Below are 22,287 nucleotides of genomic sequence, written 5' to 3' on the forward strand. Positions count from 1 at the left end.
ATATTGTTTTGAATATTGCGTTATGCAAGTAAACAATTAAAAAAAAATATTATGAAAATTAAATCTATTTTATTTTGCGGCTTCCTTGCTTTGGCATTAGCATCTTGTGGTCCTAAAGATGCAGACATTCAAAAAGAAGTTACTTCAAAATTGAGCACTTTACCAGGAGTTGAAGCCACTGTTTCTAAAGGTGTAGCAACTATTTCTGGAACTTGTAAGGATGATGCAGTTAAAGAAAATGCTACAGTTATCGTAAAAAGCGTTAAAGGTGTTAAATCTATCGTGAACAACTGCGAAGTTTTATCTCCCGAACCTTTAGTAGAAGCTTCTGTAAACATTAATCCAGATGCTGTATTGACAACGTCAGTTAATGAGGTTGCAAAAGCCTACAACGGTGTGAGTGTTTCTGTTAAAGAAGGCGTGGTTACTTTAACAGGTGACATTAAAAGAGCCCAATTGCCAAACTTGATTAAAAGTGTACAGGAATTGAAACCTAAAAAGGTTGAGAATAAATTAACTATTAAATAAGAAGCCATGAGTTTAGTAGATAAATACAAAGAATTAACCGATTTGGCAGTTAATTTAGGAACTGCTGGTCTGCAGGTAAGAGAAGAAAACAGTGTGTTGTATATTGATGGTACAGCAAAATCTGCTGAAGATAAAGAAAGATTGTGGGCAGCTTACGGAAAAATAGACCCCGATTTTAGATCGTCTGATGTGGTAATGAATATTGAGGTAAACGAAAGCGCATCTACAGAATATACAGTTAAAAGCGGCGACTCGCTATCAAAAATTGGCAAACATTACGGCATTTCTTGGCAGGCGATTTACGAAGCCAATAAAGACATTATTAAAAATCCAGATTTGATTCAGCCAGGCTGGAAGTTGAAAATACCGACAGCTTAAATTAAATTATTAAATCCGCCCTTTATGGCGGATTTTTTTTGCACCTCTGATCCAAAAGGGACTAAAGCGGCATTACTGTGAATGATATAAAAACGACGTGATTTCTTATAATTATTTGATATTGAATCTCTTTAATTTTGATTTGGTTAATTATTAAAATTTATTATTATGAAAATCAGATCAATTTTATTGGGAATGGGACTTGTAGTTTCTCTTGCAGCGTGTGCGCCAAAAGATGCAGATATCGAAAAAGCAATCAGTGAAAAATTAGGAGATGCTCCTGAAGTACAGGTAAGCGTACACGAAGGTGTTGCAACAATTACAGGAACTTGCGAAGACGAAGCTTTTAAAAGAAATATTGAAAAAAGCGTTAAAGCAGTAAAAGGTGTAAAATCTGTAGTAAATGCCTGCGAACTAGAAAGAGCCAATCAAGAACCTGCGGCAGCAGCTGTTGTAATTAATTCTGATGCTGATCTGGATAAATTGGTCAGCAAAGTCGTAAAAGAGTACGACGGTGTAAGCGCCACTGTTGTGGGCGGTATTGTTACACTTTCTGGAGAAATCAAGAGAGAGAAACTACAGTCATTAATGCAGGGTTTACAAGAATTGCATCCCAAAAAAGTGGATAACAAATTAATTATAAAATAAAGCATCATGAGTTTACAAGATAAATACAGAGAAGTAATCAATTTAGCTTCAGACTTAGGAATTACTAATCTGCAGGTAAGAGAACAAGATAATGTACTGTATATTGACGGTACAGCAGAAACAGCAGCAGATAAAGACAAACTTTGGGATTCGTACAATAAAATTGATCCCGACTACAGAGCAGCAGACGTAGTTATGAACATACAAGTAACTGAAAAAGTCTCGAGAGAATATACGGTCGAAGTAGGAGATTCTTTGTCTAAAATAGGAAAAGCATACGGCGTTTCCTGGCAGGATATTTTTGAAGCCAATAAAGACGTGATCTCAAATCCTGATTTAATTCAACCCGGTTGGAAATTAAAAATACCAACAGTTTAAAATTTAATAAACTACAATTAAAAAATTCCAAATTCCAATTCTGTAAACATCGAATTGGAATTTGGAATTTTAAATTTTGAGCTCATTCCAATCAGTTTACTCCAAGAGTTGGAATTTGGGATTTTAAAAAATTGGAATTTGAAATTTTAACACATTCCAATCAGTTACTCCAAGAGTTGGAATTTGGAATTTAAAAAAATTGGAATTTAAAATTTTAATTTTTAACGCATTCCAATCAGTTACTCCAAAAGTTGGAATTTGGAATTTTAAAAAATTGGAATTTAAAATTTTACCTTCCTCGAATGCTCAAGTCAAACAAAAACTTTGCAGTTTCCTGATCTGAGTCTGCTGAAAAGCCAGCTACATAGACACCCTTTTTTCCCGTTGTCGATTTAATTCCGTATACAACTGCCTCATCTGCTGGGTCCGATTCCCCTTCGTATCGATACACATGAACAATTTCAAATTTCTCAGGATTCTTTTTAATCATGTCAGCATTTCGATTAAAATCGCATGTAAATCCCTTCTCATTCAATTGATCTAAAGCTTTTGAAACAGTTGCGTAGTGATACATTCTTTTCATGATACTAGACTTTAAAAATTAATGAATTTTAAAGATAACTATTTTAAAATTAAAAAGTTAGGATGTTGGTCATAAAATCCGAAATTTAAAATCATTATTCTTAATTCATAAAGTGTTACTTTTGCCGGGCAGACCGCCTTATCGTCGTCCTGATTTATCGGGAGGGAGGAAAGTCCGGACACCACAGAGAAGCATAGCGGGTAACGCCCGTCGGTTCTCTCGTTTTTTGGAACGAGAGGATTAGGACAAGTGCAGCAGAAAGTATGTACAGGTAATGCTGTAGTGAAACCAGGTAAACTCTATGCGGTGAAATACCAAGTATATCGGCATTTAAGGGCTTCTCGTCCGTTGTCGAAGGGTAGGTAGATTGAGTTCTGGAGTAATTCAGAATCTAGATAAATGATAAGGTATTGTCTTGTTGCAAAACCAGATAAGAACAGAATCCGGCTTATAGGTCTGCATTTTTTTTATATTTGTGAAATATCTAGCTTCTTTTTCATGAATGTAACCACTCCAAAACCTGCTTCTAAATCAAATAAAAGCATTTACTATCACGTTTTTACCAACCTTACTTTTTGGGTTTTAATCGCCATTATTACGGGTGTTCTGCTTGGACATTATTCGCCTGAAAATGGAGTGAAAATGAAAATTGTCGGCGAGACCTTTGTCGACATTATCAAGCTTTTTATTGGACCCATTATTTTCCTGACAATAGTTTTAGGAATTTCTGGAATGGGAAATCTTAAAAAAGTGGGCCGAATCGGCGTAAAAGCATTGACTTATTTTGAGATAGTGTCGACAATTGCTTTAGCGATTGGTGTTGCTGTCGCCTATATTTTTCAACCCGGAAAAATTGATAAAGCAGGCTTAACACTGCAAGATGCCAGTAAATATACAAGCAGTACAGCAGAAAATTTTTCGTGGCTTAGCTTTTTCTTATCCAATTTTACACTTCAGGTTTTATTGGCCGCTATTGTGTGCGGTATTGCTTTGAATTTTTACAAGAAAAGGGAGCAGACTATTTTGGTTTTAGAAAGATTATCTAATGTTGTTTTTACAGGATTAAAATACATTATGTACCTCGCTCCAATTGGTGCTTTTGGCGGTATGGCGTACACAATCGGGAAATTTGGTTTAGCAACTTTGATTCCGCTAGGTAAATTAATGCTTTGTGTTTATGTAACGATGGCTCTTTTTGTGTTTTTAATTTTAGGAAGCATTCTGAGATATTATAAAATCAGTATACTTTCCATCTTAAAATATATTAAAGAAGAACTTTTGCTCGTTCTCGGAACTTCCTCTTCAGAAGCCGCACTGCCAAGTATTATGATAAAACTCGAAAGAATGGGCTGTAGTAAATCTGTTGTAGGATTGGTGATTCCGACCGGCTATTCTTTTAATCTCGACGGCACTTCGATTTACCTATCCATGTCAGTGATTTTCCTTGCGCAGTTGTACGATGTACATTTGAGTTTCTTCGAAATATTAACTGTAATCGGAATTTTAATGATTACTTCAAAAGGCGCTGCAGGCGTAACCGGAAGCGGTTTTATTGTTCTTGCTTCTACTTTAACAGCTTTGCATAAAATTCCGGTAGAAGGGTTGGCTTTTTTATTGGGCGTCGACAAATTTATGAGTGAAGCCAGAGCCATTACCAATTTAATTGGAAATACAGTCGCAACCATTATAATCTCTAAAACCGAAAGAGATTTTACAGAACTGGATTTTAATCCTGTTACGGAGAAATAAGATTTTGCCGCGAAGGCATTAAGACACAAAGTTTTTTGATTAAGAGCAAAAGCTTTTAAACAGATTTTATATCTCTGTGAAGTAAAAATCCATCTAATCTGAGCAATCTGCGGTTAAAAAACGTTGTGCTTTTGCGTCTTCGCGGCATATAAAAAAATACTAAGATTCGTCTTTAGTTGTACGAACCAAACTGATTCCTGACATAAAAAATACGATTCCCAATATTCCGTAAATGATAAGAGATTTGATGTCGCGCGTTGCTCCAGAAGTGCCGGCAAAAATTACAGCGGTATAGATAAGGCCAACAATTCCGAGAATCGTTAATAAGCCTCCAAAAAAGCGTTTTAGGTTCATGATTTTTAGTTTTAATGTTACTCAAATGTATAATTGATTTGTTTCTAGTGTGTTATATCATTGGTTCAGAAAATTATATTTTTTGCATCTACAGCGGCCTTAAAATTTTGTAGGATTATTTTTTGAACGAGTTTCAAGCGTATTGTTAAAATGCTACATTTGCTTGACACTAATCCAAATACCAAAATGCTAAAAAACTACTTAATTCTATTTACTTTTTTCTTTTGCATGCTCAAAGCAAATGCACAGGACGAAGCTCCTTCCGTTAGAAAACATCAATTTAAAATCAACATGCTTTTTCCAGGTTTTGTATACGAACATGGATTTTCTGCTAAAAACACACTGTATTCAGAAGCCGTTATAGGAGTGGGGTATCGATACAATAGTTATTACAACGACGGAAGCGTGTATTTTTTTCCGCTCATCAATGAGCAGTTCCGCCATTATTACAACTTGGAAAAAAGAAACCTTAAAGGAAAAAGAACAGCTTATAATTCTGGAAACTTTTTAGCTCTAAATGCGATGTATAACTTTGAATCTATTTCTACCAACAGCGATTACGGAAATTATGTACCCTCTTTTACGCTTGCTGCGCTTTGGGGATTGCAGCGTACGTATAAAGGAAGATTTAATTTGGAATTTAATGCAGGGCCAGGCGTTAATTTTGACCAATACGATACTGAGTTTGTTCCGGTTATTAACTTTAGCTTAGGCTGGGTACTAGGGAAATAATATGCAGAAAAAGATAATCGTTTTTTTAGTCCTGTTTACAGCCTTTTTTAGCAATGCACAAGAATTACGTCCGTTTGCCGGATTGGGAGGTTTTGTTCATTTATATTCTTTTGAAAAAGATTCGCAGTCATCTCCTGCAGTAAGCCTTTCTGCCGGTGCAGAATATAAACTATTTGGTTTTTTTCTGCCAGAAATTGAAGCCAATTATATGTTTGGAAAATTTAAAAACAAAGTAGATACTAATTCTAACTCTGATAAAACATTCTCTAATGTAAATTTTAGTTTAGCTCCTAAAATTGCTTTGGGTGATTATGGAGAAAGCGCCTACTTTCAAATTTTTCCAAAATACATTTATTCCTTAATTACCGCTACAGAAACCGTAAATACCAATAGTCAATTGGGTACAGCTGCAAAAGAAAGAAGCACATCAGTTTCGCAGCACAATATTGGACTCGGCGTTGGAATGGTCATTAATTTCGATAGCTGGTATTCTAATTCACTGGCAATAAATGTCAGCTATAGTTCAGTTAGGGTTTCGCAGCCTTTTGACCAGTTAAATCCGATGACAGAACGAACAGATAATATGGGCGTTTACGGTATAGAATTTAAATATTACTTTGGAGTAAAAAGACTGAAATAATCAGTTCTTATTGATCTTAAATTCCAATCCAATATTTCGAGTGCTTTCGATACTGATTTTCGGATCCGAATTAAAATATTTTCGAAGTCTGCTGATAAAAACATCCATGCTTCTGCCAGAGAAATAATCATCATTTTTCCAGACAGACATTAGAATTTGATCTCTTTTTAAAAGCTGATTGTGATTTAAGTAAAAATATTCGATAAGAGAAGCCTCTTTTTCGGTAAGCTGCTGTATATGATTTTGGTGGCTGATTGTTAAGCGTTCGTTGTCAAAAATATACGAACCAATTTCAATAGTGTTATTTCCGTTTAGCGTTCTCTTTTGTTCCAGTCTCTTTAAGATATTCTGCAAACGCAGAATCAGTTCATCAGCTTCAAAAGGTTTGGCAATATAATCATCGGCACCCAATTTCAGGCCGATTATTTTATCTTCTTTTAACTTTCGAGCAGTCAGAAAAATAAAAGGAGTTTCGGGATTGATTTCAATGGTTTTTTCCGCCAATGAAAAGCCGTCCATTTTGGGCATCATCACATCAAAAACGCAAATATCAAAAGTTTGGTTTTTAAAATGCTCTAAAGCTATTTCACCATTTTCTGCCCAAGTTACTTGGTATTCATGCAGTTCTAAATACTGTTTTAGAATGGCTGCAAAATCAAAATCATCTTCGGCTAAAAGTAATTTTTTCAAAATCTGGGAATTAAATATTTAATAAAATAGTAAACTGAGCACCTTTTCCTAAGTCACTCACAACTTTAACAGAACCCTGATGTGCTTTGATAATTTGGTTTACATAAAACAATCCTAAGCCTAAACCTTTTGTATTGTGCAGATTACCCTGTTCAACACGGTAAAATTTCTCGAAAAGCAAAGCTTGTTTATTTTTAGCAATTCCGATTCCGTTGTCCTCAATGCTGATCGAAAATTGATTTTCATGTAAATTGGTTCTAATCGTGATCTTATCTGAACCGTATTTTACAGCATTTTCCAATACATTTAAAAGTGCCGTTGTTAAGTGAAAAGGATCTAAAACCAAATGAGTACTGGCTTCGTTAAAAACGGTTTTAATATGAACTTTTGGATACGCGACTTTAAAATCGTCAATAATGGTTAAAAGAAAACTTCTGGCTTCTACTTTTTCTTTACGAAGTTCGATTTGATTTTCGGCCAAAGAGTTCGCCATAACCTGATCTATTAAACTTTGCAGGCGATTGTTTTGACGGGAAATAGTGTTGACCACCAAATTGAAATTTTCTTCGTTTTCACGAATATCTTTTCGCTCTAAAATTTTGGTCGAAATCCCTAAAGTCGCCAAAGGTGTTTTTAATTCATGCGTAATATTATTAATGAAATCAGTTTTGACTTCGTTTACTTTTTTCTGTTTAATTAAAGCCTTAATCGCAATCACAAAAAGACTGATTAAAGTGACTATTGACAATAACGAAAGCACTAAAATAAAAGTCATTCGTTTCATAATAATCATTTCCCAATCGACAACAGAAACATACATCGAATCCTCGGTCAATAATTTGTAATCTTGTCCTTCAAGGCTTGCATTGGTTGTTTCGACATAATTTCGAACTAGAAATGCCTGGTTTAAAGAAGCTAGATTTCCGTACAATTTATTATGAATAAAAGGCTTTTCGGAGAAGATAGTATCCGATTTTTGAGCGTTTTTATAAAGGATAAATTTATTGAGTACAATCGCAAAATCAATTTTTAAATTAGGAAGGTCACGTTCAAATTTCAACTGGATTCTTTTAGTAACCGCATCACGAAATTCGTTTTCAATAATGCCTTTCTGAATTTCCAACTTGTTGTTTTTTCCGTGAATGTACCTTTCAGAAAGACTTTTATAGAGCGCTTCTTTTCTAGCAATAAAGGCAGAATCAATGTCACTGTAATTATTAGTAATCGAAGCAATTTCGTTTTTGATTTCCGTATGAAACTGCGCCACTTTGTAATCGTAGGCGGTTTTAACCAAATAACACTGCACCGTCGATAAAATGATCAGTGCAATAATAGAAAACGTGATTAAGAGATTGATTCTTTGTTTCATATCGATTCAAAATTCGTTTCAAAAATAAAGCTTTTACAAGACAAAAAACAGATTAACGCTCGATTAACCTTCCATTAACTTTCAAATACTGTTTTCTGATTCATTTTTGCAGCAGCATAATCAAAACCATTTTAAAATGAATAGTAACCTGCTCTTAAAAATCTTCATCATAATTTATCTGTTTTTGTTTTCTTTAATTGCAAATGCACAAAACGAAACGCCAAAAGATTCTATTTCAAAAGAATTGCAAGAAGTGATCGTGAAGCAGCATAAAAAAGCATTTACCAACAACAACGGCAATATCAAAGTTGATGTTGCAAATTCTATTTACAACACGATCCCCAATCCGGTAGATTTGCTGGCAAAACTTCCTTTGGTGCAGGTAAGTTCTGATCGAGAAAAGATTACGCTTGTCGGCAAAGGAAATCCGCTTATTTATATTGACAATCAAAAAGCAGAAATGAGCGATTTGAATGCTTTAGCAGTTTCGGATATCAAAACGATTGAGATCATTCAGAATCCCTCTTCAAAATACGAAGCGTCAGGACGAGCTGTCATTTTAATCACTAGAAAATTAAGTAAAAAAGACAGTTTTAGAACCGAGATTTCTGAAATGGCTTCGTTTAAAAAGAACTACAATAATTATCTGGGTTTCAATTCGAATTTCAAAAAGAATAAAGTAGAACTGAAAGCCAATTTTAATTACAACCGCCGGAATCCTTGGGAAAATCATAGTATTGCTTACGAGATTCCGCAGGCTTCTATTGTTTCAAATTACGATGTAACGGCCGATAGTAAAGTACACGAGTATATTTTTGGAGGGGGCTTGTTTTATAAAATAAATGAGGACGATTATTTTTCGATTAATGCCAGCGGCAAACTGCGGCATGATACTTTTCCGATCAACACATTTACATACGATAAGAATCAGGACGAAGAAAATAATGTCTTGACTTGGAGTGACAATACGAGTAAAAAGAACTTTGTAAATGCGTTTATAAATTATTCTAAAAAGCTGAAATTTATAGATACAAAGCTGTTTACAGGTTTTCAGTATTCCAATTTTAACCAGCATTTATGGAGTTTGGTTGAAAATAAATTTAACGAAACCGAATTTGAGTTATCGCAAAACCGAGATCAGAAATTTAATGTCGATGTCTTTTCGAGCAGAATTGATTTAGAAAAAAAGTTTAAAAATGAAATGAACTGGGAATACGGAGGCTTGTATTTACAGGCAAAATCGAAATCTGACGTTTCTATTTTTAATTATGATGAAAATGAAAACGCGATTTCTAATTATAATTTTAAGGAACAAAACACAGCTGGTTACACACAACTTTCTGGAAAGATAAAAAAGATGGATTTTTCGGTTGGTTTAAGAGTTGAAAATACCAATGTCAGTGGTGTTTTTAAATCGCAGAGTCTGCCTGTATTAGATAAAAATTACACCAATTTATTTCCCAAAGCGCAGTTTACGGTTCCTATAGACAGTACAAAAAGCATCAGTTTAAATTACGCCAAAAGCATTGTAAGACCGAATTATTCTCGGTTAAGCCAGATTTCAACTTATATAAATCCGTATTTTTTGTACGGAAACAGCATGAATATCGATCCCGCTGTCGTTGATGAAATTTCGAGCACTTTTCAGTATCATGACAAAACAGTTAAATTGAGTTACTATGGGGTTAAAAATCCAATGTATTCGAGTTTTATTTTTAATAAAGAAACCAATGTGTTGACCATTTCTGAGGTCAATTTTAATAAAGAAACCGGAGTAAGCCTTGATTTTGAATTGCCTTTCAGCTATAAATTTTGGACAACAACCAATTCTTTGGTTTTTTATTTAGAAAAAGTAGAAGACCAAGCAGCAGTTTTTATGAAATCTAAGCCGTATGTATATTATTATTCTAACAACGAATTTGATCTTACCAAAGGTTATAAATTTGTAATAGGCTGGTGGGGCGCAACGAAACAATACAAAGGAATTTATGAGCATGGCGCTAATTTTATTATGGACATGTCTTTGGCTAAAACCTTCAAAAACTGGAATTGTACGTTGAGTTTTAACGACCTTTTTAGAACTACGATTTACAAAGAGCAACTGACCATAAACGACGTCAATTCTAAATCCAGATATCTAGTGGATGCACGCGAAATCTCGATTGCTGTTCGCTATACGTTCGGGAAAGTTAAAAATTCCGATTATAAAGAAAAGAGTATTAACGAAAATGAAAGCAGAATTCGATAAAATGAGACGCTGATTTCAACAGCTTTTTGTCGTATTCATGGCAATAAAAAACCTCCAGTTTCAGCTGAAGGCAGTGATATTTAAATACAAAAATAAATTTGTGCAATCTGCGTCTGAAAACTAACCTTCGTCTTCTTCAGCTTCTTTTTTAGACCTATCATGTGGTAGTTCTTCATCATCATCGGTAGAATTTAATTCGAAGAAACTAAAATAAGAACCGCCGTAGCTTTTTTGAAAAGAAAAATTACTCATATGATCGAGCTTGGTGTATTTAGAATGCTCGATAATCATCATTCCATCTTCTTCCAGTAAATCTCTTTCAAAAACCGTTAAAACAATTTTTTCAAAAGTCGCCTGATCCAATCCGTAAGGCGGATCGGCAAAAATAATATCGTAAGTCGTTTTGGCGTTTTCTAAAAATTTAAAAACATCACTTTTGGTTGCAGCAATATCAAAATCAAATTCTGATGAAACCTGTTTAATGAATTTAACGCATCCAAAATCGCCGTCCACAGAAGTGATCGGTGCGCTGCCGCGTGAAGCAAATTCGTAGCTGATATTCCCGGTTCCCGAAAATAAATCCAAAACCTTTAAGCTGTCAAAACTAAAATGATTATTCAAAACATTAAACAATGCTTCTTTACTCATATCAGTCGTTGGTCTTACAGGTAAGTTTTTTGGCGGAAAAATTCTTCGCCCTTTGTGTTTTCCTGAAATAATTCTCATGATTGAAATAAGATATAATGTTTTTGATTTTGAGCAGTTGTATAGTTGTTTTTTTCTTGCAGTTTGGTCACATCCAAAAACGAAATATGGCGTATGTATTTGTAAGCAATAGCATAAAAAGGATCGTTCTCTGCGATCGTTCCTAATAATTCGAGCTGAAAACTTTCGGGATTGAGACTCAATTGTTCTGCTGTAAATAAAATGTAATAAATAAAATCTTCCGGCGTATTGTATTCCACAGAATTAAAAAGTAATAATTTCTGATTCTGAACGACGATCACTTCAAAATTGCCTGGATTAAAATTTACGATCATTTTCTTTTCGTCGTTATTTCTGGAATTGTCCAGAATTTTTTCGACCAAAATACTGTTAGCATGTTTGGAGTCAAAAGAACCAACATTATCAATCAGGAAATTATTAATGTTTACATACGGAATATAAACCGAATTCATCTGATACTTTGAAAGAGTGTCAAAAGTAAAAAAATCGGTTTCAAATACCTTTGTAGTGTATTGCAGATAACTTCCTAAATAGTTTTCGTCAAACAAAGCCGTTGGGACAAAAGTCGAAAGATTATTATTGTGAATAACCATTACTTCATCATAAGCAGCTCGTAATTCAGGATTTTTTTTGAAAGCTTCGGTAAATAAATCTTCAATTTTTATTGATTTATTAGAAGTATCAAATTCAATTTCTTTAAAAGAAGTGATGACATTATTTAAAGTATCAAAACAACAATATGAGAATCCCGTTAGAGAAACCTGTATCGAAAGTTTTTTATAATTTTTTGAAGTAATGTTAGTATTGTGTAATGACATAGTTGATTTACAATTCGTTACCTGTTTAAATCAAGAAAGAATTTTAGGCGTCACAAACTTACAAATTAAAAAGCAACAATTATAATTGCAATTTCAAAAAACAATTTCAATTGAATTTTAAAATAAGGTTAAGAAAAGGTTTGGTAATGAGGTTTTTTGAGTCCTATGAACGATGTAAGTTTGTTTTAGTATGGTTTTATTATAGAATACTAATCACCCAGATTCGCTGACACAGAAAAATAGATTTAGTTTTTAAAAATTAGAAAATCCTTGTAAATCCGTGCTTTCGCAATTGCGAATCTGCTTCATCCGCGTGCAAAAAGCAGCACATAAAAAAACTGTTTAAATGAACCTATATTACCTATATGTTTTAAAAATAAAAGCCGAACTTTGTCTTTCAATATTACACTATGAATTCTGCACTGTTTTACGGTATTTTACAAAAACGATTCCCATTTGCACCCACTCACAAACAGGATATTTTTTTTCAAAAAATCGCTATTTTTTTAACCGAACCCCAAAACGATACCATTTTTGTTTTGAAAGGATATGCGGGTACCGGAAAAACCACTGTGATTTCGACTATCGTAAACAATCTGGGCGACATCAATAAAAAATATGTTTTGCTGGCGCCAACTGGTCGTGCGGCAAAAGTTATTGCCAATTATTCGAATAATCCAGCCTTTACGATTCACAAAAAAATCTATTTCCCTAAAAAATCCTCTGGAGGCGGCATTGCGTTTACCAAACAAGTCAACAAACATAAAAATACCATTTTTATCGTCGATGAGGCCTCTATGATCTCAGACAGTACTCTCGACAGCGGATCGCTTCTCGATGATTTGATCAATTACGTTTATTCTGGAAGTAATTGTAAAATGATTCTTTTAGGAGACACTGCGCAGCTTCCTCCCGTTAATTTAGATATTAGCCCGGCACTTGATATTCAGACTTTAGGAGTGCATTACGATAAAGAAATTGATCATATCGAATTGGACGAAGTAATGCGTCAGGAAGAAAGTTCTGGGATTTTGTATAACGCAACAGAACTTCGTGAATTGCTCAAAGAAAGTTTTATTACGGAGTTTAAATTCAATGTCAAGAAGTTTAAAGATATTGTAAGACTAACGGATGGTTACGATATTCAAGATGCGATCAATACGGCATACAGCGATTGGAGTATTGAGGATACGGCGTTTATTGTTCGTTCTAATAAAAGAGCCAATCAATATAACGAACAGATTCGAAGTCGTATTTTATTTAAAGAAAGCGAACTTTCTGTCGGCGATTTCCTGATGGTGGTAAAGAATAATTATTTCTGGCTAAAAGAAACCGACGAAGCTGGATTTATCGCCAACGGAGATATTATTGAAGTTCTGGAAATGTTTGGAATCAGAGAACTCTACGGATTTAAATTTGCAAAAGTAAAAATCAGAATGGTTGATTATCCCAACCAAAAACCTTTTGAAACGGTTCTGATTCTGGATACTTTGACGAGTGAATCTCCTTCTTTGACGTATGAAGAATCAAATCGTTTGTACGAAGAAGTGATGAAAGATTATGAAGAGGAATCAACAAAATATAAGAGATTTCAGAAAGTTAAAGAAAACGAATATTTTAACGGATTGCAGGTTAAATTCTCGTACGCGATTACGTGTCATAAATCTCAGGGAGGGCAGTGGAATACGGTGTTTATCGAACAGCCGTATCTTCCAAACGGAATCGACCGTGATTACATCAGATGGCTTTATACAGCAATGACACGTGCCAAAAATAAATTATATTTGATAGGTTTTAAAGACGAGAGTTTTGAAGAATAAATTTTTCCGCCACGAATTCACGAATTTCATTTGAATAATTCGTGAATTCGTGGCGAAAAAGAAACTTTAGCAAATGACGACACTAAATGATTTACATTCGATTTCATCAACGTTTTCGAATACCGATAAAATGCCCGTTCTGTTTTTAGGACATGGGAGCCCCATGAATGCCATTGAAGAAAATCAGTTTGTGGCTGGTTTTCGGGATCTGGCCAAAACATTACCGCAGCCCAATGCTATTTTATGTGTTTCTGCGCATTGGTTTACCAAAGGAACAAAAGTAACTTCAATGGAAATGCCGAGAACCATTCACGATTTTGGAGGATTCCCGCAGGCACTTTTTGATGTACAATATCCCGCAAAAGGAAGCCCGGAATTGGCTGTGGAAACTCAGAAAATCTTAGATCCTATAATGGTCGAATTAGACGAACACTGGGGGTTAGATCACGGTGCCTGGAGCGTTATTAAACATTTGTATCCAAACGCAGATGTTCCAGTTATTCAGCTGAGTATAGATTATACTAAATCAGGGCAGTATCATTTTGAATTGGCCCAAAAACTGCAGGCATTGCGCTATAAAGGTGTTTTAATCATCGGAAGCGGCAATATTGTACACAATCTCCGAATGGTCGATTTCAGAAATTTTGACAAAGACAATTATGGTTACGATTGGGCTATTGAAGCAAGAGAAACCGTAAATAATTATTTGTTAGATGGGAATTTTCAGCCGTTGATTGATTTTGAAAAAATGAATAAAGCCGTACAATTAGCCGTGCCGACACCAGAGCATTATCTGCCGTTATTGTACACTTTAGGTTTAAAAGACAAAACTGATGATTTGAGTTTGTTTAATGACAAATTATTGGCAGGTTCTTTAAGTATGACTTCGGTAAAAATTATGTAAAAAAAACTCTGTGAATCTCATTGCAAATCTTTGCGAATCTCTGTGTTATAATTTCACAAAGCTGCAAGAAGATTTTCCGCAAAGATTCGCTAAAAATAAAAGATATAAAAAATGAAAATAATAGCGGTAATTCCGGCGAGATATGCTTCAACACGTTTCCCTGCAAAACTAATGCAGGATTTGGGAGGCAAAACAATAATTCTAAGAACCTATGAAGCGGCAGTTTCTACAAACTTATTTCAGGATGTTTTTGTAGTAACCGACTCTGATTTGATTTTTAATGAAATCGTTTCAAACGGCGGAAAAGCTATTATGAGTATCAAAGAACACGAATCTGGCAGCGACAGAATTGCCGAAGCTATTGCAGATCTTGATGTAGATGTTGTAGTGAATGTGCAGGGCGATGAACCTTTTACAGAAGCTGGACCATTAGAGCAGGTTTTATCTGTTTTTAAAAATGATACAGAAAAGAAAGTAGATTTGGCTTCATTGATGCGCGAAATTACAGATGAAGAGGAAATCAATAATCCAAATAACGTAAAAGTTGTGGTAGACCAATCGCAGTTTGCGTTGTATTTTTCGAGATCCGTAATTCCGTATCCTAGAGAGAAAAATGTTGGTGTAAGATACTTTCAACACATTGGAATTTACGCCTTCAGAAAACAGGCTTTATTAGACTTTTACAGCCTTCCTATGAAATCTTTAGAAGCTTCTGAGAAACTGGAGCAATTAAGATATTTAGAGTTCGGAAAACGCATTAAAATGGTCGAGACTGCCCATGTGAGTATTGGAATTGATACGGCTGAGGATTTGGAAAGAGCTAGAGCAATGCTGCGTGATATTTAATTAATTGTTTAATTACTATCCACAATCTTGTCATTTCGACGAAGGAGAAATCTCCGTAAGCAGCTCGACAATGATGGATGAATTTTTCGCGAATTTCTTTCTAGGATAATTTCTCGCTGTGGTTGAATGATAAATGAAAAAAGCTCCAATCGATTAAGATTGGAGCTTTTTTAGGTATTAAAATCAATTTATTTATTGATATAAATTTGGATATTTAGCCGGATTAACTTCGTGCATCATATCGTAAATTTTCTCGTAAATGTCTTCTGCAGAAGGTTTAGAGAAATAATCACCGTCAGTTCCGTAGGCTGGTCTGTGCGCTTTTGCTGCTAAAGTTTGTGGTTTACTGTCCAAATGTTTATAAGCATCTTGTTCTTCTAAAATCTGCTGTAAAATGAATGCTGAAGCTCCTCCTGGCACATCTTCATCAATTACTAAAAGACGGTTTGTTTTTGCAATACTTTTTACAATGTCTTTGTTAATGTCAAACGGAAGTAAAGATTGAATATCAATAACTTCACAATCAATTCCCTTTTCGGCTAATTCATGAGCTGCTTGCTGAACCAATCTTAAAGTTGATCCATAAGAAACTAAAGTAATATCAGTACCGTCTCTTAGAGTCTCTACAACTCCAATTGGCGTTTTAAATTCTCCAAAATTCAAAGGAGTTTTTTCCTTTAAACGATATCCGTTCAAACATTCGATAACCAAAGCAGGTTCATCACATTCTAACAAAGTGTTATAAAAACCAGCTGCTTGAGTCATGTCTCTTGGAACCAAAACATGGATGCCGCGAATAGCGTTGATAATCATTCCCATTGGAGAACCAGAATGCCAGATACCTTCTAAACGGTGTCCGCGGGTTCTGATGATTAAAGGCGCTTTTTGTTTTCCTACTGTTCTATATTGAAGTGTAGCCAAATCATCACTCATGATCTGAATAGCATACAATAAATAATCTAAATATTGAATCTCAGCAATAGGGCGTAAACCTCTTAAAGCCATACCAATACCTTGGCCTATAATAGTAGCTTCACGAATTCCGACATCGGCAACACGAAGTTCACCGTATTTTTCCTGCATGCCCTCAAGACCTTGATTTACGTCTCCGATATTTCCAACATCTTCTCCAAAAATTAAAGTTTCTGGGTATTTTGCAAACAAAGCATCAAAATTATCACGAAGAATCATTCGTCCGTCTAAGTCCGGTTTTGCATTTTCAGCATACTTCGGCAATACTTTTTCTACAGAAAAAACATTCTGCCCTGATTCCGAATGCAGGTTACTGCTGAATTTTACTTGAGTTTCTTTTAAAAATTTTGTAATCCAGTTTGATAAAAGTTCTTTACTATTTGGAACTTCAATAAAGCGAAGAATTTTTCGAGCATATACTAAAAGTTCTTTTTTCAAAGGCGCTTTAATAGCGCTTAATTCCGAAATTAATTTTTTAATTCTCTCTTTATGGTTGATGCTTGCTTCTGCAATCTGTTCCAATAAGGTCAAAAGATTTTTTTGATCTTCAATTATTGGATTTATAAAATCATTCCAAGCCTCTTTTTTAGCTTCAAGAACCTCTTTTTTCAATTGAAAATCAAGTTCTGCTAATTCTTCTGGAGACGCAATATTAATCGCAATCATCCACAAACGCATCTGGCGGATACAGTCAAAATCTCTTTCCCAAGCCAGTCTTTCAGCGCTTTTGTAACGTTCGTGAGAACCAGAAGTAGAATGTCCTTGCGGCTGTGTCAATTCGTTTACGTGAATCAAAACCGGAACATGCTCCTCACGTGCAATGGCGCCCGCTCTTTGGTAAGTCGAAACCAATTCTGCATAATCCCAGCCTTTAACTCTAATAATATCATATCCTTTAGAGTCTTCGTCACGCTGATATCCTTTTAAAATTTCAGATATATTTTCTTTAGTCGTTTGATGTTTTGCATGAACAGAAATTCCGTATTCATCATCCCAGACACTCATTACCATTGGTACTTGTAAAACTCCGGCAGCATTTATAGTTTCAAAAAATAAACCTTCAGAAGTACTGGCATTACCAATAGTTCCCCAGGCTACTTCATTACCATTAACAGAGAATTTATCTTTAATTGTAATTCCGTCAACATTTCTGTAGATTTTTGAAGCCTGCGCCAAACCTAATAATCTAGGCATTTGTCCTGCAGTAGGTGAAATATCAGAGCTCGAATTTTTTTGTTTTGTAAGGTCTTTCCAAGAACCGTCTTCGTTTAAACTATGTGTTACAAAGTGTCCGCCCATTTGTCTTCCGGCCGACATCGGATCATAGTTCAAATCAGTATGACCATATAAACCAGCAAAAAACTGCTTCGCGTTTAATTCGCCGATAGCCATCATAAAAGTTTGATCTCTATAGTATCCAGATCGGAAATCACCATCTTTAAAAGCCTTAGCCATTGCCAGCTGCGGTACTTCTTTACCATCGCCGAAAATTCCAAATTTAGCTTTTCCTGTTAATACTTCTTTTCGACCTAAAAGACTACATTCACGGCTTGTAACGGCTATTCTGTAGTCATTCAATACCTCAGTTTTGAAATCTTCAAATGTCAAAGTAGTATTGTTCATTTCTTTTATCATAATCGTAAAGGGTCAAATTTGTGACGCGAAATTACTTAAAAACAATCAATAATCATAATTCTTTAAAATAAATATAATTTAATTATTTGTATTTAAAATGAAAAAACTACGTATTTTATTTATGTTATCTGTATTGTTTTTCTGTTTTTATTAACAATAATTTATGTTTTTGATTAAAATATATTTAATTAAAACCATTTTCGGGTAAAAAGAGTAACTAATGTTTTTGGAGAGAAAGTGATTATAAATCTTACTTTTTCTTTATAACTCGGCTGTGCTATTTCCCAGCCGTTGTTAGAGTATACCGGAAAATAAAGTTCAAAATAATCCGGAACCAAATTTAAACGTACTCCTGTATCATAAGCAAAAAACTCATTTTGATGTTTATTTTTTAAAAAACCTATGTCGCCATAGAGTTCAACCCAGTTCCAAACCGCATAGCTGGCATTTAGAGTCGTCATCCATTGATTAGCAAATGCGGGCTGCAGCTGCGACTTAAAACCGCCCTCTGCAATTACATACTGCTGGCTGAAAAAACCAGAACTTTCAGATCTTCCAAAAAGATTGTAATCATACAGATAATCTGTCGGCCTGTCTAAACCAAAACTAAAATAATCTGAATTTGTTGTGTTTTTTATGAACGTTCCGGCAAAAAACCTAAGATTTAATTTGCGATTGTTTTCAAACAGATGTCTGTATTCTATTTCTCCCGAAACCTTAGAAAAACCGCTTGAAAACTGCAGATCTCCCATCAAATTAAAGTGATCAATAAGTTCTGTTTTGGTGTTAGAATAACGAACATCAAAAACCGAATAGTTGGGTTTGGAATTGTCGGTAATATAATCACTGGCTTCACGGTTTACAATTACCTGTCTCAATAAAATAAGTTGTTTTTTATTGTCTCTAAAATCTTCTTCGCGGATGCGGAACTGCACCATCGGATTCAATCTCAAATAGGTGGCATCCGGCGCATAATGAAAATAATTCTGGCTGATCGAATAGCGCACATTATACAAAAGGCTGTTTCTGTAATATTCGCTCCACGAAAAAGCAGAAGAACCAGATAATGTACCCGCTTTTATAGAATATGCAGGATTGACATCAAACGTAAACGGTTTGTCCAGAATGGTTTTATTGCTAAAACGAACTCCCGGCGTAATTCCGTCGTAATAATTATAGTAAATCGTCGGCAGATACAATATCTGATTGTAATAAGGATCTTCCAGATCTTTGGCAAAATTAAATTTTATCGGACGATTTAAAGAAAGGTGTTTTAAGGATTTCCAGTTGTTTCTTTGGTTAAATTCAGGAACTTCGTTATCGTAATTAATCACGATTTTGTCCGCATTTTTTCTGTCAAATTCGTAAACAGAATCTTTGGTTTTGGGTTCTATCCATTCTTTAAAAACTACTTTGTTTTTTTTGACACCGTATATCGGAATGGGCGCATAAATACCAGTCCTGTTTTTGATAGAAAATTTCACACTGTCAGCAGTTCTAGAAACGCCCGTAAATCTATAATCAATAATATCGCGGGAATCAATAATGGTATTAAAAAACCAGTCAATATTTTTAGGGCTGTTTTGAGTTAAAATCTGCTCAAAATCAACGCGATTGGTTTGTTCCGTTTTATTAAGATCATAAAACTGCTGAATACTTTGCGGTACAATATTATGATTCAGGTAATCATCCAGATAACTCAGACTTAAACCAGCGCGGTATTTACTCGCAATTTGTTCGTTAAATTTAATCAGCGTGTTTTTTGGGTCACCCAGGGGCTGATCCAGGTTTTTACGAGCCATCAGCATATAATAATAGCTGTATTGTTCGTTAAAAGTAAGGTTTGTAATATTGTAGCTTTTAAACAATTTCATGTCAGAAAGACGTCCCAGCATTTTCTTATCCAGATGATGTTCTTCCATATATCGCATCATCACATAAATCTGAATTCCGTCATAAATCCAATTGTCTTTTCGGGGATCCAATTTAAGGCTGGTTTTAAGATAATTGTTTAAAAAAGTCTTTAAAAAAGTAATTTCAAACATAAAATCATCCGGAAACGGACTAATGAAAGAAGGTAGCTGATTTAATCCATAAAACGGATTTCGGTCGTAATCTGCCTGCGAAACGGTAATTTTCTCATACGGATATTTGCCAATAAAACTTTCAGCAAAAGAAGTTACACGATTAATGATAATAGCTTTTTGAAATTCATCTATTTTCTTGTTTTTCAGATCAGTCAAAACTTCTAGTCTGCCATTGTTATAGCTTCTGAAATTGTTTTGCTTTTCAATAAAAAGACTAAAATCAATTCTGTTATTTCCTGTAAAAGAATAAATATTGAAATCTGCATTTGATACATTTTTCGAGATCGAATTTAAATCCGTAGCGATAGAATACTGGCTCGGAATCTTTATTTCGACTTCATAATCCGCGCTAGCATTGGCAATATCGTCCAGATTGAAGTTGTTGTATTTTACAAAACTATGATCCTCCAATCGGGCAGGGGTTAAGAACCAGTTTTTCAACGCCATGCCGCCTTTCTGATCGAATCCGTAATGGGTAAATTTATCATTCGGAATCTTCGAAATATACGTCAGATGCAGATTGATTTTTTCATTTGGAGCTAGTTTTTGATTCAATCTAACAATAATGAAATCAGGATTTTTGTCCGTGCGTTCCCATTCCAGCGCAGTAAAATTGTTGTCAGTCAGATTCAAAATAGTAGTATTACCTCGATCTGCCGCTTTCGCTAAATGAAAACCCCTGTAAAATTCGTCCGAAAAACGTTTTGCCAGCGGTGTATTTTTGTCTGCAAAAGCATTGTTCCAATCGTTTAAAACAATTGAATCCAGAGAATCATTAGAAGTATTAACAAAAATAATATCCTGTTTAACATTCAGTGTTTTAAGTTCAAGATTCACCGCCACTTCCATCTTAATTTGATGTTGCGCAGTTAGTTTTACCGTAATAAATAAAACTAAAATGTAGAATATAATTTTATAGGATGATTTCAAGTACGGCTTACAATTTTGGCATTTGTGGGTTGAAAATGATTTCGGATTTTTGTAAAAATAGTATAAAAAAAGCTGTTTTAAAAAAACAGCTTTCAATTTTTATAATAGTAATCCTTATTTTAACCCTATGAGTGTTATAAGTTCATTCAAAAATAGCCGTATAGGCTTCTACTTATTTCGTTTATAAGGTTTAATTTTTTAGAAGTTTGGACTCAAATCGTATTTTTTATAGAATTTATCCAATACATCAACCACTTCGTCTTCTGTATCAACGATCTTAAATAAGTTTAAATCTTCTGGGCTTACCGTATGCATTTTTTCAACCAAAACCGTTTTTACCCATTCGATCAATCCTGACCAAAATTCTACTCCAACCAAAATAATTGGGAATTTTCCAATTTTCTTAGTCTGGATTAAGGTAATCGCTTCAAACATTTCGTCCAAAGTTCCAAAACCGCCCGGCATCACCACAAACCCTTGAGAATATTTCACGAACATTACTTTTCTCACAAAGAAATAGTCAAAATTCAGGTTTTTATCGTGATCAATATACGGATTAAAATGCTGCTCAAACGGAAGTTCGATATTCAGACCAACCGAAGTTCCGCCGCCCAAATGTGCACCTTTATTACCAGCTTCCATGATTCCCGGGCCTCCTCCCGTAATCACACCATAACCCGCTTTACTAATTTTGTAAGCAATTTTTTCTGCCAATAAATAGTATTTATCATCTGGTTTTGTTCTCGCAGATCCAAAAATCGAAACACACGGGCCAATACGTCCCATTGCTTCGTAACCGTTTACAAACTCCGACATAATTTTAAAAATCGCCCAGCTGTCATTGGTTCTAATTTCATTCCACGTTTTTTGTTTCAAACGATCCTGAATTACTTTATCCTCATCATTATCAAAATCTTCTAATCTCATTTTAGGTATTTTAATTTATTATTTTATTATGTTTTTGTCTTTTTTTATCCCAGGCATAGTCAAAGGATAAGGAGCTGATTCCTGCTGTCCACTATATCTTTTCCTTGCTAAAGAAGCAAGAAAAAGGATGCCGTTCCCATCAGGGCTAGGGCAGTCTGCTTCAAACAAACAATTGGTTTAATTTAAAGATCTTTCTTTAAAACTTTAAATTTTTCAGAAAAAGCGGATACTAAATTAACTCTTTTTTCTAGAATTGTTATAAAAAACACGAATTATAATCTAAAAGTAATATACTTTAATAATTACAAATCTGCTTCTAATTCAT

General features: G+C 34.5%; 20 protein-coding genes and 1 other RNA gene. 12 read left to right on the forward strand and 9 right to left on the reverse strand.

Annotation, left to right across the window (positions count from 1 at the left end):
- Positions 1-51: 51 nt before the first annotated feature.
- The 4 genes from C4F50_RS24555 (at position 52) to C4F50_RS24570 (ending at position 1,932) form a co-directional block, all read left to right on the forward strand.
- The gene (locus C4F50_RS24555; RefSeq protein ID WP_194141280.1) at positions 52-528 is read left to right on the forward strand and encodes a BON domain-containing protein; all 477 of its coding nucleotides are present in this window, start codon (positions 52-54) and stop codon (positions 526-528) included.
- 6 nt (positions 529-534) lie between these two features.
- On the forward strand, positions 535-906 hold the full coding sequence (locus C4F50_RS24560; protein ID WP_194141281.1) for a LysM peptidoglycan-binding domain-containing protein: 372 nt from the start codon (positions 535-537) through the stop codon (positions 904-906).
- A gap of 168 nt (positions 907-1,074) precedes the next feature.
- Entirely contained in the window at positions 1,075-1,554 is a 480-nt protein-coding gene (locus C4F50_RS24565; protein WP_194141282.1) for a BON domain-containing protein, read from the forward strand.
- Between the two features lie 6 nt (positions 1,555-1,560).
- Positions 1,561-1,932 (forward strand): LysM peptidoglycan-binding domain-containing protein, encoded by a 372-nt coding sequence (locus tag C4F50_RS24570; RefSeq protein WP_194141283.1) that lies wholly within the window; start codon positions 1,561-1,563, stop codon positions 1,930-1,932.
- Between the two features lie 289 nt (positions 1,933-2,221).
- Here the strand turns inward: C4F50_RS24570 and C4F50_RS24575 are convergent, their stop codons facing one another.
- Positions 2,222-2,515 carry an SH3 domain-containing protein gene (locus C4F50_RS24575; RefSeq protein WP_194141284.1) on the reverse strand — a complete coding sequence of 98 codons (294 nt, stop codon included), beginning with the start codon at positions 2,513-2,515 and terminating at the stop codon, positions 2,222-2,224.
- A gap of 125 nt (positions 2,516-2,640) precedes the next feature.
- On the opposite strand from C4F50_RS24575, the gene rnpB reads away from it, so the two are divergent.
- Positions 2,641-2,982, forward strand: an RNA gene (rnpB, locus tag C4F50_RS24580) — RNase P RNA component class A.
- A 31-nt stretch (positions 2,983-3,013) separates the two neighbouring features.
- The gene (locus tag C4F50_RS24585; protein ID WP_194141285.1) at positions 3,014-4,264 is read left to right on the forward strand and encodes a cation:dicarboxylate symporter family transporter; all 1,251 of its coding nucleotides are present in this window, start codon (positions 3,014-3,016) and stop codon (positions 4,262-4,264) included.
- Between the two features lie 159 nt (positions 4,265-4,423).
- Here C4F50_RS24585 and C4F50_RS24590 read toward each other — a convergent pair whose 3' ends face one another.
- Positions 4,424-4,618: a hypothetical protein gene (locus C4F50_RS24590; protein ID WP_194141286.1), complete on the reverse strand. Its 195-nt coding sequence runs from the start codon at positions 4,616-4,618 to the stop codon at positions 4,424-4,426.
- A 186-nt stretch (positions 4,619-4,804) separates the two neighbouring features.
- Here C4F50_RS24590 and C4F50_RS24595 point away from each other — a divergent pair, with 186 nt between their 5' ends.
- Entirely contained in the window at positions 4,805-5,350 is a 546-nt protein-coding gene (locus C4F50_RS24595) for a hypothetical protein (RefSeq protein WP_194141287.1), read from the forward strand.
- Between the two features lies 1 nt (position 5,351).
- Complete coding sequence (locus C4F50_RS24600) at positions 5,352-5,990, forward strand: hypothetical protein (protein ID WP_194141288.1); 639 nt, start codon at positions 5,352-5,354, stop codon at positions 5,988-5,990.
- On the opposite strand, the gene C4F50_RS24605 is transcribed toward C4F50_RS24600, so the two are convergent.
- Together C4F50_RS24605 and C4F50_RS24610 are read right to left on the reverse strand one after the other, a co-directional pair.
- On the reverse strand, positions 5,991-6,680 hold the full coding sequence (locus tag C4F50_RS24605; RefSeq protein ID WP_194141289.1) for a response regulator transcription factor: 690 nt from the start codon (positions 6,678-6,680) through the stop codon (positions 5,991-5,993).
- Between the two features lie 10 nt (positions 6,681-6,690).
- The gene (locus tag C4F50_RS24610) at positions 6,691-8,049 is read right to left on the reverse strand and encodes a sensor histidine kinase (RefSeq protein WP_194141290.1); all 1,359 of its coding nucleotides are present in this window, start codon (positions 8,047-8,049) and stop codon (positions 6,691-6,693) included.
- Positions 8,050-8,185: 136 nt separating this feature from the next.
- Between C4F50_RS24610 and C4F50_RS24615 the strand changes: the two genes are divergently transcribed.
- Positions 8,186-10,297: an outer membrane beta-barrel family protein gene (locus C4F50_RS24615; RefSeq protein ID WP_194141291.1), complete on the forward strand. Its 2,112-nt coding sequence runs from the start codon at positions 8,186-8,188 to the stop codon at positions 10,295-10,297.
- 120 nt (positions 10,298-10,417) lie between these two features.
- On the opposite strand, the gene C4F50_RS24620 is transcribed toward C4F50_RS24615, so the two are convergent.
- Positions 10,418-11,023 (reverse strand): RsmD family RNA methyltransferase, encoded by a 606-nt coding sequence (locus C4F50_RS24620; protein WP_194141292.1) that lies wholly within the window; start codon positions 11,021-11,023, stop codon positions 10,418-10,420.
- A complete protein-coding gene (locus tag C4F50_RS24625) occupies positions 11,020-11,841 on the reverse strand; it encodes a DUF3822 family protein (RefSeq protein ID WP_194141293.1) in 822 nt (273 codons plus the stop codon). The genes C4F50_RS24620 and C4F50_RS24625 overlap by 4 nt, the downstream gene beginning before the upstream one ends.
- 410 nt (positions 11,842-12,251) lie before the next feature.
- Here C4F50_RS24625 and C4F50_RS24630 point away from each other — a divergent pair, with 410 nt between their 5' ends.
- From C4F50_RS24630 to kdsB, 3 genes are all read left to right on the forward strand, one after another.
- Positions 12,252-13,661, forward strand: a complete 1,410-nt coding sequence (locus C4F50_RS24630) for an ATP-dependent DNA helicase (RefSeq protein ID WP_194141294.1) — start codon at positions 12,252-12,254, stop codon at positions 13,659-13,661.
- Positions 13,662-13,734: 73 nt separating this feature from the next.
- The gene (ygiD, locus tag C4F50_RS24635; RefSeq protein ID WP_194141295.1) at positions 13,735-14,565 is read left to right on the forward strand and encodes a 4,5-DOPA-extradiol-dioxygenase; all 831 of its coding nucleotides are present in this window, start codon (positions 13,735-13,737) and stop codon (positions 14,563-14,565) included.
- 111 nt (positions 14,566-14,676) lie between these two features.
- Positions 14,677-15,411 (forward strand): 3-deoxy-manno-octulosonate cytidylyltransferase, encoded by a 735-nt coding sequence (gene kdsB, locus C4F50_RS24640; protein ID WP_194141296.1) that lies wholly within the window; start codon positions 14,677-14,679, stop codon positions 15,409-15,411.
- 192 nt (positions 15,412-15,603) lie between these two features.
- Here kdsB and C4F50_RS24645 read toward each other — a convergent pair whose 3' ends face one another.
- The 3 genes from C4F50_RS24645 to C4F50_RS24655 form a co-directional block, all read right to left on the reverse strand.
- A complete protein-coding gene (locus tag C4F50_RS24645) occupies positions 15,604-18,018 on the reverse strand; it encodes an alpha-ketoacid dehydrogenase subunit alpha/beta (RefSeq protein WP_194141297.1) in 2,415 nt (804 codons plus the stop codon).
- A gap of 188 nt (positions 18,019-18,206) precedes the next feature.
- Entirely contained in the window at positions 18,207-20,954 is a 2,748-nt protein-coding gene (locus C4F50_RS24650) for a gluzincin family metallopeptidase (RefSeq protein ID WP_194141364.1), read from the reverse strand.
- A gap of 279 nt (positions 20,955-21,233) precedes the next feature.
- Positions 21,234-21,962: an LOG family protein gene (locus C4F50_RS24655; protein WP_057116425.1), complete on the reverse strand. Its 729-nt coding sequence runs from the start codon at positions 21,960-21,962 to the stop codon at positions 21,234-21,236.
- Positions 21,963-22,287 lie beyond the last annotated feature (325 nt).

The organism is Flavobacterium hungaricum, from assembly GCF_015182285.1.
GTDB lineage: Bacteria > Bacteroidota > Bacteroidia > Flavobacteriales > Flavobacteriaceae > Flavobacterium > Flavobacterium hungaricum.

Excerpts from the sequence above, each read along its gene's own strand:
- C4F50_RS24615 (WP_194141291.1), top strand. The coding sequence starts at position 8,186 with ATGAATAGTAACCTGCTCTTAAAAATCTTCATCATAATTTATCTGTTT.
- C4F50_RS24645 (WP_194141297.1), bottom strand. The coding sequence starts at position 18,018 with ATGATAAAAGAAATGAACAATACTACTTTGACATTTGAAGATTTCAAA.
- C4F50_RS24600 (WP_194141288.1), top strand. The coding sequence starts at position 5,352 with ATGCAGAAAAAGATAATCGTTTTTTTAGTCCTGTTTACAGCCTTTTTT.
- C4F50_RS24655 (WP_057116425.1), bottom strand. The coding sequence starts at position 21,962 with ATGAGATTAGAAGATTTTGATAATGATGAGGATAAAGTAATTCAGGAT.
- C4F50_RS24585 (WP_194141285.1), top strand. The coding sequence starts at position 3,014 with ATGAATGTAACCACTCCAAAACCTGCTTCTAAATCAAATAAAAGCATT.
- C4F50_RS24560 (WP_194141281.1), top strand. The coding sequence starts at position 535 with ATGAGTTTAGTAGATAAATACAAAGAATTAACCGATTTGGCAGTTAAT.
- C4F50_RS24595 (WP_194141287.1), top strand. The coding sequence starts at position 4,805 with ATGCTAAAAAACTACTTAATTCTATTTACTTTTTTCTTTTGCATGCTC.
- C4F50_RS24565 (WP_194141282.1), top strand. The coding sequence starts at position 1,075 with ATGAAAATCAGATCAATTTTATTGGGAATGGGACTTGTAGTTTCTCTT.
- C4F50_RS24630 (WP_194141294.1), top strand. The coding sequence starts at position 12,252 with ATGAATTCTGCACTGTTTTACGGTATTTTACAAAAACGATTCCCATTT.
- C4F50_RS24650 (WP_194141364.1), bottom strand. The coding sequence starts at position 20,954 with ATGGAAGTGGCGGTGAATCTTGAACTTAAAACACTGAATGTTAAACAG.
- kdsB (WP_194141296.1), top strand. The coding sequence starts at position 14,677 with ATGAAAATAATAGCGGTAATTCCGGCGAGATATGCTTCAACACGTTTC.
- ygiD (WP_194141295.1), top strand. The coding sequence starts at position 13,735 with ATGACGACACTAAATGATTTACATTCGATTTCATCAACGTTTTCGAAT.
- C4F50_RS24570 (WP_194141283.1), top strand. The coding sequence starts at position 1,561 with ATGAGTTTACAAGATAAATACAGAGAAGTAATCAATTTAGCTTCAGAC.
- C4F50_RS24555 (WP_194141280.1), top strand. The coding sequence starts at position 52 with ATGAAAATTAAATCTATTTTATTTTGCGGCTTCCTTGCTTTGGCATTA.
- C4F50_RS24575 (WP_194141284.1), bottom strand. The coding sequence starts at position 2,515 with ATGAAAAGAATGTATCACTACGCAACTGTTTCAAAAGCTTTAGATCAA.
- C4F50_RS24625 (WP_194141293.1), bottom strand. The coding sequence starts at position 11,841 with ATGTCATTACACAATACTAACATTACTTCAAAAAATTATAAAAAACTT.
- C4F50_RS24610 (WP_194141290.1), bottom strand. The coding sequence starts at position 8,049 with ATGAAACAAAGAATCAATCTCTTAATCACGTTTTCTATTATTGCACTG.
- C4F50_RS24590 (WP_194141286.1), bottom strand. The coding sequence starts at position 4,618 with ATGAACCTAAAACGCTTTTTTGGAGGCTTATTAACGATTCTCGGAATT.
- C4F50_RS24620 (WP_194141292.1), bottom strand. The coding sequence starts at position 11,023 with ATGAGAATTATTTCAGGAAAACACAAAGGGCGAAGAATTTTTCCGCCA.